This window comes from Sphingomonas sp. CFBP 13728, from assembly GCF_014841895.1.
GTDB lineage: Bacteria > Pseudomonadota > Alphaproteobacteria > Sphingomonadales > Sphingomonadaceae > Sphingomonas.
In genome coordinates this window covers 1,688,507-1,701,694 of record NZ_JACYUS010000001.1, presented here as the reverse complement: position 1 = coordinate 1,701,694, position 13,188 = coordinate 1,688,507, and the positions used below count along the sequence as shown (strand labels likewise).

At 66.1% G+C, this 13,188-nt stretch carries 14 protein-coding genes; 11 read left to right on the top strand and 3 right to left on the bottom strand.

The genetic code is table 11. The annotated features are described in order from the left end of the window. Nucleotides 1–11: 11 nt before the first annotated feature. The 3 genes from pdxH to IFT67_RS07650 are packed head-to-tail and all read left to right on the top strand — an operon-like array spanning nt 12 to nt 2,348. On the top strand, nt 12–590 hold the full coding sequence (gene pdxH, locus IFT67_RS07660) for a pyridoxamine 5'-phosphate oxidase (protein ID WP_192145969.1): 579 nt from the start codon (nt 12–14) through the stop codon (nt 588–590). Further along, complete coding sequence (locus tag IFT67_RS07655; RefSeq protein ID WP_192145967.1) at nt 587–1,534, top strand: cation diffusion facilitator family transporter; 948 nt, start codon at nt 587–589, stop codon at nt 1,532–1,534. Before pdxH ends, IFT67_RS07655 begins: the two co-directional genes overlap by 4 nt. A gap of 22 nt (nt 1,535–1,556) precedes the next feature. Continuing rightward, entirely contained in the window at nt 1,557–2,348 is a 792-nt protein-coding gene (locus tag IFT67_RS07650) for a PhzF family protein (RefSeq protein ID WP_192145965.1), read from the top strand. 169 nt (nt 2,349–2,517) lie between these two features. On the opposite strand, the gene IFT67_RS07645 is transcribed toward IFT67_RS07650, so the two are convergent. Continuing rightward, a complete protein-coding gene (locus tag IFT67_RS07645) occupies nt 2,518–2,766 on the bottom strand; it encodes a UvrB/UvrC motif-containing protein (RefSeq protein WP_192145963.1) in 249 nt (82 codons plus the stop codon). A 14-nt stretch (nt 2,767–2,780) separates the two neighbouring features. Then, entirely contained in the window at nt 2,781–3,902 is a 1,122-nt protein-coding gene (gene mnmA / locus IFT67_RS07640) for a tRNA 2-thiouridine(34) synthase MnmA (protein WP_192146589.1), read from the bottom strand. Nucleotides 3,903–4,097: 195 nt separating this feature from the next. Between mnmA and IFT67_RS07635 the strand changes: the two genes are divergently transcribed. The 3 genes from IFT67_RS07635 (at nt 4,098) to IFT67_RS07625 (ending at nt 5,079) form a co-directional block, all read left to right on the top strand. Next, nucleotides 4,098–4,325, top strand: a complete 228-nt coding sequence (locus IFT67_RS07635) for a hypothetical protein (protein ID WP_107964583.1) — start codon at nt 4,098–4,100, stop codon at nt 4,323–4,325. Nucleotides 4,326–4,428: 103 nt separating this feature from the next. Further along, nucleotides 4,429–4,728 carry a CtrA inhibitor SciP gene (gene sciP / locus IFT67_RS07630; protein WP_107964584.1) on the top strand — a complete coding sequence of 100 codons (300 nt, stop codon included), beginning with the start codon at nt 4,429–4,431 and terminating at the stop codon, nt 4,726–4,728. A 93-nt stretch (nt 4,729–4,821) separates the two neighbouring features. Beyond that, nucleotides 4,822–5,079, top strand: coding sequence for a GlsB/YeaQ/YmgE family stress response membrane protein (locus IFT67_RS07625; RefSeq protein WP_056484797.1), 258 nt, complete (start codon nt 4,822–4,824; stop codon nt 5,077–5,079). Nucleotides 5,080–5,301: 222 nt separating this feature from the next. On the opposite strand, the gene IFT67_RS07620 is transcribed toward IFT67_RS07625, so the two are convergent. Continuing rightward, a complete protein-coding gene (locus tag IFT67_RS07620) occupies nt 5,302–6,042 on the bottom strand; it encodes an SIMPL domain-containing protein (protein ID WP_192145961.1) in 741 nt (246 codons plus the stop codon). 207 nt (nt 6,043–6,249) lie between these two features. On the opposite strand from IFT67_RS07620, the gene IFT67_RS07615 reads away from it, so the two are divergent. The 5 genes from IFT67_RS07615 (at nt 6,250) to IFT67_RS07595 (ending at nt 13,021) form a co-directional block, all read left to right on the top strand. Further along, nucleotides 6,250–7,440: an efflux RND transporter periplasmic adaptor subunit gene (locus tag IFT67_RS07615; RefSeq protein ID WP_192146587.1), complete on the top strand. Its 1,191-nt coding sequence runs from the start codon at nt 6,250–6,252 to the stop codon at nt 7,438–7,440. A gap of 4 nt (nt 7,441–7,444) precedes the next feature. Further along, nucleotides 7,445–10,666 carry an efflux RND transporter permease subunit gene (locus IFT67_RS07610; RefSeq protein WP_192145959.1) on the top strand — a complete coding sequence of 1,074 codons (3,222 nt, stop codon included), beginning with the start codon at nt 7,445–7,447 and terminating at the stop codon, nt 10,664–10,666. 174 nt (nt 10,667–10,840) lie between these two features. After that, the gene (locus IFT67_RS07605) at nt 10,841–12,109 is read left to right on the top strand and encodes a DUF445 domain-containing protein (RefSeq protein ID WP_244647196.1); all 1,269 of its coding nucleotides are present in this window, start codon (nt 10,841–10,843) and stop codon (nt 12,107–12,109) included. 265 nt (nt 12,110–12,374) lie between these two features. Further along, nucleotides 12,375–12,902, top strand: a complete 528-nt coding sequence (locus IFT67_RS07600) for a lysozyme inhibitor LprI family protein (protein ID WP_192145957.1) — start codon at nt 12,375–12,377, stop codon at nt 12,900–12,902. Then, the gene (locus tag IFT67_RS07595) at nt 12,881–13,021 is read left to right on the top strand and encodes a hypothetical protein (RefSeq protein WP_192145955.1); all 141 of its coding nucleotides are present in this window, start codon (nt 12,881–12,883) and stop codon (nt 13,019–13,021) included. Before IFT67_RS07600 ends, IFT67_RS07595 begins: the two co-directional genes overlap by 22 nt. Nucleotides 13,022–13,188 lie beyond the last annotated feature (167 nt).

Here is a 13,188-nt window from a genome sequence, read left to right as displayed (position 1 = left end):
ATGGCGCTGCCATGTCCGAAGATCCGATCGCGCTGTTCGACGCCTGGTACGCCGAGGCGCGCAAAACAGAAATCAACGACTCCAACGCGGTAGCACTCGCCACCGCGGATGCGGAGGGCCGGCCTTCGGTGCGCATGGTGCTGCTCAAGGGTCACGGCCCGGATGGTTTCGTGATCTACACCAATCGCGAAAGCCGCAAGGCAGGCGACCTCGCGGTGAACACCTATGCCGCGCTGCTCTTCCACTGGAAGTCGCTGCGCCGCCAGGTCCGGATCGAGGGTAGCGTGAGCCTGGTCAGCGACGCCGAGTCGGACGCCTATTTCGCATCGCGCGGTCGCGATTCACAGTTGGGCGCCTGGGCATCGGACCAGTCGCGACCGCTGGATTCGCGCGAGACGTTCGAGCATCGCTTCGCCGAAATGCAGGCGCGGTTCGAGGGCGGCGACGTGCCGCGCCCGCCGCATTGGGGTGGCTATCGGATCGCGCCCGACCGCATCGAACTGTGGCAGGACCGCGCGCATCGCCTTCACGAACGCCGGCTGTTCACGCGCGAGGGCGGCAACTGGAGCGAGGGGCTGCTGTTCCCATGACGCAGGACGAACGGCGCAGGGTCATACCTCTGGCAACCCGCGCGGCGCTCGCCAGCGTCGCGATGGCGTGTTTCCTGCTGCTGCTGAAGGGCTTTGCGGCATGGTCGACGGGATCGGTGGCGATGCTCGGCTCGCTCGCCGATACCGCGCTCGACCTGCTCGCGTCGCTGGTCACGCTGTACGGCGTGCGGCTGGCGGCGACGCCGGCGGATCACGATCACCGCTTCGGCCATGGCAAGGCGGAGGCATTGGCGGCGCTGTTCCAGGTCATGCTGATCACCGCGTCGGCGGCCGGCATCGCCTGGCGCGCGATCCTGGCGTTCGGCGATCCGCAGCCGACGACCGGGGCCGATTTCGGCATCGGTGTGTCGGTGATCGCGATCGCCGCGACGGTGGTCCTGCTATCCTATCAGCGTCGCATCATCCGCCAGACGGGTTCGATCGCGATCCTCGCGGACAACGTGCACTACCAGTCCGACGTGCTGCTCAACGGCTCGGTGATCGTCGCGCTGGTGCTCGATCAATATGTCGGGTGGAGCGGCGCGGATCCGATCTTCGGCATCGTCATCGCGCTGTGGCTCGCCTGGGGCGCGTTCCAGGCGTCGTCGAACGCGATCGACCAGCTGATGGACAAGGAATGGCCCGAGGATTTCCGCGCGCAATTCCTCGACGTCGCCGCGCGCCAGCCGGGCATTCGTGGCATCCACGATTTCCGGACGCGTCGATCTGGCAGCCACGACTTCGCGCAGTTCCACATGGAGGTCGCGCGCGACCTGACCGTGGCGAACGCGCACGACATCGTCGAGGCGGTCGAGCGCAATTTGCGCACCGCATTCCCCAAGGTCGAGGTGCTGATCCATCTCGATCCCGAGGGCCATGTCGACACCGACAATCCGCTGGTCGAGGCGGACGTGACGCCGCATTGGTTCGGCAAGCGGGTTTAAGCGTAAGGGTGAGGCTCCAGGCATGAGAATACCGTTCGCGCAGATCGATGCGTTTTCCGACGCGCCGTTCGGCGGCAACCAGGCGGCGGTGATGCCGCTGTCGGCGTGGCTCGACGACGCCGTGCTGCTCAACATCGCGCAGGAGAACAACCTGAGCGAGACGGCGTTCATCGTCGCGTCGGATGACGAGGGCGTGGATTTCGACCTGCGCTGGTTCACGCCGGGGGCGGAGGTTGCGCTGTGCGGGCACGCGACGCTGGCGAGCGGGCATTTCGTGCTGTCGTCGGACACCGCGCTCGACCGCGTGCGGTTCCGGACACGGCAGGCGGGGATGCTCGAGGTTGCGCGGGCCGACAGCGGGTACACGCTGGAGCTGCCGGCATGGGGACCGAGCCCAAAGGCGATCCCGGAGATCGTCGCCGCGCTGAACATTGCCGAGCCGGTCGAGACGTTGCGGCACGAGAAGGGCTATGCGCTTGTAATCGTCGACGACGAGGCCATCGTGCGCGACCTGAAGCCTGACTTCGCTGCGCTGGCTGCATTCCCGATCGTCGCGATCGTCGCCGCGCGGGGGGAGGCGACCGACATCGTCAGCCGCGTGTTCACGCCGTACTATGCGATCGATGAGGATCCGGTGACGGGCTCGGCGCATGCGGTGATGGTGCCGTATTGGGCGCCGACCTTGGGGAACAGCTTCACCGCCTATCAGGCGAGTGCGCGCGGCGGGAAGCTGACGTGTCTTCTTGAGGGCGACCGCGTGGTGCTCGGCGGATCGTGCGTGACGACGATCGAAGGCACGTTCCTGCTGCCCTGATGCCTTGGCACGCTTTAATAGCCACCGCCCCGGCGAAGGCCGAGGTCCAGTTGGTAAGGTCGCAGTAACACCGCGCAGCATCCGCCAACCCTGGTATCCCAACTGGGCCCCGGCCTTCGCCGGGGTGGTGGCTATTCCCGAAAACCGCCCTCCTGATTGAAGCGCGGGCCTACCGCTTCCGCCCCTTGGTCATCGGATCGGGCTTCTCCGGTTTCACCCAGCCCGGCGGCGGCGTCATCCGCTGCTGGCTGGTGCCTAGCCCCATCGCGCCGGGCTGTTGCCGCGTCAGGCCCGCGGTGTCCGCGACCTCGCCGCCGCCACGCAGAACGCTGATCTGATCACGCAACTTTCCCGCGGTCTCGAAATCCATCGCCGCGGCGGCGGCTTCCATCTGGCGACGTAGATCTTCGATATCCATGCCGCCTCAACGCGTCAGGCGGCTACGAGTGCCGCTTCGGTGTCCGCAATCCAGCCGCCGCCGAGCACGCGCTCGCCCGCATACAGCACCGCGGCCTGACCCGGCGCGACGCCGTATTCCGGCGCATCGAACACCACCCGGTCGCCGACCAGACGGGCAGGGACGGGTTTCGCCATCGACCGCACCTTCGCCGTCAGCGGTCCGGTGAAGTCGCCGCCCAGCCAGTTGATGTCGGTCATCCGCGCAGCCTCGACCGCGAGCGCGCGACGGGGGCCGACCACGACGCGCTTCGTCTCGGGCTCGACTCGCACGACGTAGAGCGGCTCGGGACTGCCACCGATCTCCAGCCCGCGGCGCTGGCCAACGGTAAAGTGGATCAGCCCGCGATGCTCGCCGAGCTTCGCGCCGCCAAGGTCGACGATATCCCCCGCCGTCTCCGCCGACTCGGGCCGCAGTTTCTTGACGAGTCCGGCATAGTCGCCATCGGGCACGAAGCAGATATCCTGGCTGTCCGGCTTGGCCGCGACTCCTAGCCCGAGTTCGGCCGCGATCTCGCGCACCCGCGCCTTGGGCAATCCGCCCAAAGGAAACCGCAGATAGTCGAGCTGCGTCTGCGTGGTCGCGAACAGGAAATAGCTCTGGTCCCGCGCCGGATCAGCACCGCGGTGAAGTTCCGCGCCATCTACGCCCTGAACTCGCCGAACATAATGTCCCGTGGCCAGGCAATCCGCGCCGAGATCGCGCGCGAGCTTCAGCAGGTCGGTGAACTTCGGCCCCATGTTGCACTGGACGCACGGGATCGGCGTGCGTCCCGCCAGATATTCGTCGGCGAACTTGTCGACGACCTGCTCGCGAAAGCTGGTCTCATGGTCGAACACGTAATGCGCGATCCCCAGCCGGTCGCACACCGCGCGCGCATCGCGGATATCGCGGCCCGCACAGCACGATCCGGCACGACCGACCGCTTCGCCGTGATCGTAGAGCTGCAGCGTCACGCCGATCGTCTCTGCGCCGGTAGCATGCGCCAGCGCCGCGACGACCGAGCTGTCGACGCCACCCGACATCGCCACGACGATGCGCTTTCCTGGCCCCGAACTGTTCATGTCGGGGCCGAGCTGAAAATCACATTGTTCCATCGTCGCCACATAGGCGCGACGGCGTGCGGTTGCAAAAAGATGCACCGATTAACGTCGATCAAGACGAACGGAGCGGAAAACACGACGGGTGATTGGAATAAAGCGACAGGTTCACGAAGTCTTTCGCGGAGTTTTACGGTCCCTTCACCCCCTCGCGATATACCTGACATCCCGAGAGTAAGCGCGAGTATCCCGTTGGACCTGAGTTTTCCCCGTTTCGATCGCGACGCAGAGGTCACCGTTCTTCCGGGTGACCTGGCCGTCCTGATCGTCGGTATCGCCGCCCGGCAGGCGGCGAGCCCGACTGCGGCGGTACAGGCCGGCTTTGCTCGTGCCGCGATCGATCCAAAGCTGTTCGCACCGCTTCATGGTGCGTTCAATGGCCCGATGGCAGCGGCCTTAACCCGGTGGAAGGACGAATGAAGATGCTGTTTACCGCGGCGTTTCAGCCGATCTTCAATCCCTGCGACTATGTGTCGTGTGTGCGTATCGAGAGGGGGCCCCCCGCCCCGACCAGAGGTTTCAAATGATCGAGAACCAGAAAATCCGTCCCGGCAAGGTGATCGGGCCGTTGGGCGAGCAGCTGACGATGGACACGCTGCCACCCCCCAGCACCACGCGCTGGGTGGTCCGGCGCAAGGCGGAGGTGGTTGCGGCGGTCAATGGTGGCCTGCTGAGCGTCGATGACGTCTGCACGCGGTACAATCTGACGGTCGAGGAATTCGCCAGCTGGCAGCGTGCGATCGATCGTTCGGGAATGCCCGGGCTCCGGGTCACGCGAATTCAGCACTATAAGTCGTTGTACGAGCGCCAACAAAAGTATTGAGCCGCAAAACTCAAAACGCGGGCGGAACAAAAAATGCCGCTCGCACGTCTTTCCGCCATCGCCCGGATACGGGTTCAACGGAGGGAAAATATCATGGGTCTCATTCTTTGGCTGATCATCGGCGGCGTCATCGGCTGGATTGCCAGCATGATCATGCGCACCGACGCACAGCAGGGTATTTTCCTCAACATCATCGTCGGCATCGTCGGCGCCTTCATCGGCGGCCTGATCCTGTCGGGTGGCTCGATCAACAACGCGCCGCTCACGCTGACCTCGTTCATCGTGTCGCTGCTGGGTGCGATCGTCCTGCTCGCGATCGTGAACCTCGTGCGTCGCGGTAGCGTCCGCTAAAAAGTTCGCATCGTCACGCGAAGAACAGGGCCGTCCGGGCAACCAGGCGGCCCTTTTTCGTGTGTGGAGATCAAGCGGCGATGAAATCCGCCCCCGCCAGGGGGAGGTGTCGCCGAAGGTGACGGAGGGGGAGGAGCGCGCACCAGCCGTTATCGCTTACCTCCCCCTCCGTCTGGCAAGTGCCAGCCGCCGCCCCCGGGCGGGGGAGGATCGTAGAGAGCGTCAGTTCAGCAGGAACCGCACCGAGAGCGTGACCGTCACGTCCTTCTCGCCGGGCGCGATCTGCGTGCTGTCCTTGGCCATCGACGCGCGGGCCATCATGAACATCGGCTGCGCCGGGCCGCCCGCATCCTGACCCGATTCGGCGATCGAGACAATCCGCGACACCCGCAGCCCCGCCGCCTTGGCATAGAGATCGGCGCGGCGCTTGGCCTGCGCGATCGCATCGGTCCGGGCTTCGTCGAGCGCCGACTCGGGCTTGTCGATCGACAGGTTCGGACCGTCGATCTGGTTCGCACCCTGCGCCACCAGCGCATCCAGGATCGTGCCGGACTTGGCGACGTCGCGGAAGCGGATCGAGACGGTGTTGGTCGCCTGATACCCGGTGATCACCGGCGGCTGGTTGTCGGCATAGCGATATTGCGGCGCGAGCTGGACCGACGAGGTTGCGATATCGCGCGGCGCGACGCCAGCACGCTTCAACGCCGCGAGCACCTTCGCCATCCGCTGCGCATTGTCGGTGAGCGCTGCCGCCGCCGTCGGGGACTGCGAGACGACGCCTGCGCGAATCGTTGCGAGATCGGGAACGCGCGTGGTGCGCCCCTCGGCGGTGACGTCCAGAACGGTCCCGGCGGCGGGGACCATCGGCTCGACGGTCGTCGGCGCGGCCTGCGCATGGGCAGCGACGGCGGGCAGGCCGATCGCCACGGTGGCGAGGGCGCTCAGGAACGATGCTGTCTTCATTGTTTCTCTCCGGTGGGACACGGCCTGCCTGTCGTCCTACACAGTTCAACGCAAGCTGAACGGCATTGCGGATAGATCGGAATCGAAGCATGTCTGCGCTCCGCACGAGCCAAAGGGCTTGAGCGCGGTGACTTATTCAGATAACACAGCTCGCAGGCGACGGTGCGGGTCGAGACAAGACCGGTCGAAATTGGGATTGTGACGCGCATGAACTACGAGACGAAGACTGTCGGGCAAATGGGCGACAGCGACGAACAGGTAGTGCTGCCCGATAATACCTCGCCCTCGCCCTCGCATCGCCGTCGCAACATCATCATCGCGGTCGTCCTCGTGCTGGCGATCGTCGCCGCGATCTTCGCGTTCAAGTCGGGCAAGAAGGAAGCTGTCGCGGGTCCCGCGGTCGAGCAGGTCCCGACCGTCTCGGTCGTGGTGCCGGGCCGCAAGACGATCGATCGCACGATTTCCGCCACCGGCACGATTGCCGCTCGTCGCGAAATGCCGGTCGGCGTCGCGGGCGAGGGCGGGATGATCACGCGCGTGCTGGTCGAGCCGGGTCAGTGGGTCGCGGCGGGGCAGGTGCTGGCGACGGTCGATCGCTCGGTCCAGACCGAGACCGCCGCCTCGCTCGCCGCGTCGGTCAGCGTTGCACGCTCCGACGAGACGATCGCGCAGGCCGAACTCGATCGCGCCCAGCAGCTCGTCGATCGCGGTTTCATCTCGAAGGCCGATCTCCAGCGCAAGGCCGCGACGCGTGACGCCGCCGCCGCGCGCGTGAAAGTGGCGCAGGCGACGCTCGGCGAGGCGCGTGCGCGCAATGGTCGGCTCGATATCCGTGCGCCTGCCGCCGGACTGGTCCTGACGCGCGGCGTCGAATCGGGTCAGGTCGTGGGCGCTGGCACCGGCGTGCTGTTCCGCATGGCGGCGGCAGGCCAGATGGAGATGCGCGCGCAGTTGAGCGAAGCCGATCTCGCCGGGCTTCATGCCGGTGCGCGTGCGACGGTCGTTCCCGTCGGGACGACTCAGGGCTTCCCCGGTCAGGTGTGGCAGGTTTCGCCGGTGATCGACCCGCAGAGCCGCCAGGGCATCGCGCGGATCGCGGTCGCCTACGACCCCGCGCTGCGGCCGGGCGGGTTCGCCGCCGCGACGATCCTGGGCGGCGCGACCCAAGCGCCGTTGCTGCCGGACTCCGCGCTGCAAAGCGACGAGAAGGGCAATTTCGTGTATGTCGTCGGCGCGGACGACAAGGTCGTCCGGCGCGACATCAAGATCGGCCAGGTCTCCGATGCCGGCGTGACGATCTTGAGCGGACTCGACGGGTCCGAACGCGTGGTGCTGTCCGCAGGCGGGTTCCTGGCGCCGGGCCAGAAGGTGAAGCCGGTCACGAAGAAAGCGAGCTGAGCTCATGAACTTTCGCAACATCTCGGCCTGGGCGATCCGCAACCCGGTGCCGCCGATCGTGCTGTTCATCGCGCTGACGCTGGCGGGCATCGTCAGCTTCATGCGGATGGACGTGAACAACGATCCGGACATCGATTTCCCGATCGCGATCGTCGTCATCAATCAGCCGGGTGCTGCGCCGACCGAACTCGAGACGCAGGTTACGCAGCGCGTCGAGGCCGCGGTGCGATCGATCCAGGGCATCGACGAGATCAACTCGACGGTCACCGAGGGCCAGTCGCAAACCGTGGTTCAGCTCAGCATCGGCACGCCGATCGACCGCGCCGTCACCGACGTCCGCGACGCGATCGCGCAGATCCGCAGCGACCTGCCCGAAGGCATCCTCGAGCCGCAGGTGTTCCGCGCGAACACCACCGACAACGATCTCGCGAGCTACTCGGTGATCGCCAAGGACATGACGATCGAGCAGCTCAGTTGGTACATCGACAACAATGTCGCGAAGGAACTGTTGTCGGTGCCCGGCATGGCCGCGGTCAACCGCAACGGCGGCGTCAGTCGCGAAATCCGGGTCATCCTCGATCCCCTGAAACTGCAAAGCCAGGGGCTCACCGCGAGCCAGGTCAACGCCCAGCTCCGCCAGGTCAACCTCAACGCGGCGGGCGGCCGTGCCGAGATCGCCGGGTCCGAACAGTCGGTCCGCGTACTCGGTAATGCGAAGGATGCGGCCGCGCTTGCGCAGACGCAGATCAACGTCGGCAACGGCCGCACCGTGCGCCTCGCCGACATCGCGCAGGTCCGCGATCTCTATGCCGAACAGCGTAGCCGCGCCGCGATCGACGGTCGCCAGACGATCAGCTTCGATTTCCAGCGCTCCAAGGGTTCGTCCGACGTCACCGTCTTCAACGAGGCGGTGAAAAAGCTCGCGGCGATGGAGAAGCGCAACCCGAACGTGCATTTCGTGCTGCGCTCGAACAGCGTCAAATACACCGAAATGCAGTATGAGAGCGCGATCCACGCGATGATCGAGGGCGCGGTGCTCGCGGTGATCGTGGTGTTCCTGTTCCTCCGCGACTGGCGTGCGACGGTGATCTCGTCGCTCGCGATCCCGCTGTCGGCGATTCCGGCCTTCTGGTTCATGGACCTGCTCGGCTTCAACCTGAACCAGATGACGCTGCTCGCGCTCAGCCTGGTCGCGGGCGTGCTGGTCGACGACGCGATCGTCGAGATCGAGAACATCGTCCGCCACATGCGGATGGGCAAGTCCGCCTATCAGGCCTCGATCGACGCTGCCGACGAGATCGGTCTCGCGGTGCTCGCGACGACGATGGCGATCGTCGCGGTGTTCCTGCCGGTCGGCCTGATGCCGGGTATCTCAGGCCAGTTCTTCAAGAATTTCGGCCTGACCGTGGTCGCGTCGGTGCTGATGAGCCTGGCGGTCGCGCGCCTCGTCACACCGATGCTGGCTGCGTATTTCCTCAAGTCCGCCGGCCCTGCCACGCACGGCGAGGGCATCCTGATGGATGGCTATATGGCCACGCTCAAATGGACGCTCGAGACCGGCAAGGCCAAGGCCTCGGCGGCGCGCGGTGGCATCCATCGGCTTACCAGCCGTTTCCGCGATCACCGTTTCTGGGTGCTCGGGCTCGGCGCGTTCGCCTTCCTGTTGACGATCGTGATGTTCGCGGTCCTGCCGATGACGTTCCAGCCCGCGCAGGACAACGACACCTCGATGGCGGTGATCGACATGGTGCCGGGCACGACGCTCGCGCAGACCGAGGCCGTGGTGACCAAGGTCGCGGCGCTGATTGGATCGCAGCCCGACGTCCAGTCGGTCTATGCGCGTAGCGGCGCCAACGGCTCGGTCAACGCCGGCCGCGTCACCGCGACGCTCAAGGACGACCGGAAAATGAAGAGCACGGAGTTCGAGCGTAATCTCGCACCCCAGCTCGCAGCGATCCCCGACGCGCGCGTCTCGTTCCGCTCGCAGAATGGCTGGGGCGGCAGCACGCGCGACATGAGCGTCACGCTCGGTGGCGACGATCCCAAGCTGCTCGATGCGACGGCACAGAAGATCGTCGCCGAGATGTCGCGCCTGCCGACGCTGGTCGCGCCGCGCGTCGCCGGCAACATGCAGCGCCCCGAAATCGTCATCAAGCCGCGCTTCGATCTTGCCGCGAACCTGGGCGTGACGACGCAGGCGCTATCGTCGGCGATCCGTATCGCGACCCTGGGCGATATCGATCAGAACTCGGCGCGCTTCTCGCTCTCCGATCGCCAGATCCCGATCCGCGTCGCGCTCGATCAGGGCGCGCGCAGCGAGCTGTCGACGATCCAGAACCTGCCGGTCTCCACCGCCTCGGGTGGCTCGGTACCGCTCAACCTCGTGGCGGAGATCACGCTCGGCTCCGGCCCGACCAAGATCGACCGCGTCAATCAACAGCGCCAGCTGACGATCGGTGCCGATCTCGCGCCTGGCGTCGTCTCGGGCGTCGCGCAGAAGCAGATCGACGCGCTGCCGACGATGGCGAACCTGCCGACCGGCGTGAACAAGCTCGTGCTAGGCCAGTCGAAGTTCCAGGCGGAGATGATCAACAACTTCATCCTGGCCGTGATCGCCGGCACGTTCCTGGTCTTCGCGGTGCTGGTGCTGCTGTACCGCCGCGCGCTGCCGCCGTTCGTCAACATGGGGTCGCTGTTGCTGGCCCCGCTCGGCGGACTGCTGGCGCTGTGGGCGACGGGCAATCCGGTGTCGATGCCGGTGTTCATCGGTATCCTCATGCTGCTCGGCATCGTCGCGAAGAACTCGATCCTGCTGATCGACTTCGCGCTGGAGGAGATGGGCAAGGGCGTCGACGTATGGACCGCGATGGTCGATGCCGGCCACAAGCGCGCACAGCCGATCGTGATGACCACGGTGGCGATGGTCGCGGGCATGATCCCGACCGCGCTCTCGATCGGCGGCGACGGATCGTGGCGCGCGCCGATGGGGATCGTCGTGATCGGCGGGCTCGTCCTGTCGACCATCCTGACGCTGTTGATCGTCCCCGCGGCGTTCAGCCTCGCGGTCGGGATCGAGCGGTATATCGGCCCACGCCTCGGCCGCAGCCTGCTCACCTATCGCCCCGGCGACGACGGCAGCGAAGTCATCGGTCTCGCCGGACCGTCGGGGCCACGGCTCGGACCGGCAACCCCCAAGTTCGGCGATGGCACACAGCCAGCCGAGTGACGCCATCGCGCCCCTCGTGTTGAGCGACGACACAGTGCCGCGCGCTGGCGGGGGGCTTCCGTGTGGCGCAGTGCGAAGCGGCCGCGCCCGAGCATCATGGTCGAGCGCGCGCGGGTCGAAGCCCGTATCGGCGGCGGTCGTGAACTATCCCCGCGCTGGGGGATTGTTTCGGGCATGACAGTTTCAATCCGCACGCGCCCGGCGAGCGAATCAACGCCGCCCGCCCTCGTCCGCATGCGGATCGTCGCGACCGGGCTGCTCGTGTTCATGGCCGCGACCTTCTTCGTCAGCCGCGCGCTCGTCCCCGTCCACCCCGCCTTCGCGTTCGTCCGTGCGTTCGCCGAGGCGGCGATGGTCGGCGGCCTCGCGGACTGGTTCGCGGTGACCGCGCTGTTCCGCCATCCGCTCGGCCTGCCGATCCCGCACACAGCCATCGTGCCGCGCAACAAGGACCGCATCGGCGATACGCTCGCCCAGTTCCTCCGCGCGAACTTCCTGATCCCCGTCGTCATCGCCAGGCGAACCCGCCGCCTCGACGTGGCGGGCGCGATCGCACGCTGGCTGACCGATCCGCCCGAGGGGGCAGGGGGGCGCTTTCGCCAGGGCGCGTCGAAGCTGGTCGCGCAGGTGTTGGAGGGTCTCGATCCGGCGCGGCTCGGCGGGATGGTCAAGGCCGGGATCGGCGCCCGCCTGCGCGCGACGGAGGTGTCGCCGATCCTCGGCCAGTTGCTGAAGGCCGCTATCGCCGAGCGCCGCCACGCGCCGCTGCTCGAAAGCGCGATCCGCTGGGCCGCGAAGACGCTGGCCGCGAACGATCACCTCGTCCGCGCGATGGTCCACGACAAGGCCGGCTCGATCCTGCGCTGGACTGGGCTCGATACGACCGTCGCGGACAAGCTCATCAGCGGCTTCGATCGGCTGCTTGCGGAGATGGCGGAGGACCCCGAACATCCGCTGCGCCTCAAGGCGGAGGAGGGGCTCGATCGGCTCGCCTGGGACCTGCAATATGACCGCCGGATGCGCGAGCGCGTCGAGACGATGAAGAACGATCTGCTCGACAATCCGGCGATGCAGCGCTGGCTCGACGGCCTGTGGGAGCAGGCACGCGGCGCGCTGCTGGCGATCGCGCGCGATCCCGAGCGGGCAATGGCCGGCAAGCTCGGCGACATCCTGCGCCAGCTCGGCGAGACGTTGCAGCACGATCCGCGCATGTCGCGGACGATCAACCGGTTCGTGCGGCGTGCGGCGGTCGGCGCGGCGGCGGATTACGGCGACGGCATCGTCAAGCTGGTGTCGGAAACGGTCCGCAGCTGGGACGCCGACACGATCACCCGCCGCCTGGAAAACGCCGTCGGCCGCGACCTGCAATATATTCGGGTGAACGGCACGATCGTCGGCGGACTGGTCGGGCTGGTGATCCACAGCGTCGATGTGCTGTTGTGATGGGGATCGTTTAGATCGCTCTCGGGGGGCGGGTTCCGAATATCGTCCGGTAGTTTGTGTTGTTAGTCTTGAGGTAGAGGTGATTAGCTTGCCTACGAAGGATCAAGACGCGGCATCGTTTCATGATATCGAATGTCTGGTTTGGGAGAGGTGAGCAGACCGGCCGCCCCCGGGCTTCGGCGGTTGCTTAGCAGACCTTCGTTCATGCGCCGCGCGTGACACCTGAATACAACTACATCATCAAGGCTCTGAAAGACTCGAAGCGATGAAGACGAGGCCGCAACGAACTCTCCGGGCCTCCGCTCGCGTTGCTATCCTGCTGACGCTGGCGACCACAACGACGGCTCAAACGGCGTTGCACAAATCAGGCAGCGACCCGAACCTGAGACGTCACTGGGACGCATCGTTCGACATAAGGCTGCCGAAGGGCGTCTCATCCGACGATCTTGGCGAGCGATGCTGGACCGAGTCGGCGCTCAACAGCTATGTGACGGAAGGCCGGTTCTGGATCGAAGAGATTTACGGACTGCCGTATGGCTATGCCGGAGATTACTGCCTGCGCGAGCAACTGACGAAGATTAACGCAGCCTTGAACGCCTCCTACGCGTCGCTGCTGCAATCGCTAGGTGACGCGGAGCGCAAAAAGGTTGTGGCTGCCGAACGCGCTTGGATCGTCCGCCGCAACAACGAGTGCAACGTGAAGGACGGCGTCAGCTACGTCATGCTCGGGTCGCTCGTGTGCCTCATGAACATGACCAGCGATCGCCTGAAGTGGATCAAGCATCATCGGTGACGGCGATGGTGAAGGGTGCGGGCAATTGCCGGAAAGCTGACCGTCGTGTCGTGGCAGCTTCGACCTGCGACCTGCCCGGCTTCGTCAGCGGCAACACCGCACAGGCCTATTCCGGTTAACGGATCAGTCCTGCGCGACGGACAAGACTTGTTGCCAGATCCGAATCGCATCCCGCCCCACTGGCGGTGGAGCGCCTCCACCACGCTCGGTATGATGGTGCGCCGGGGCTCGTCCGAGAACAGTCGGTTCGCACAGGCAGCGGTTTTTCTGCCTTGAAACGGGTCCT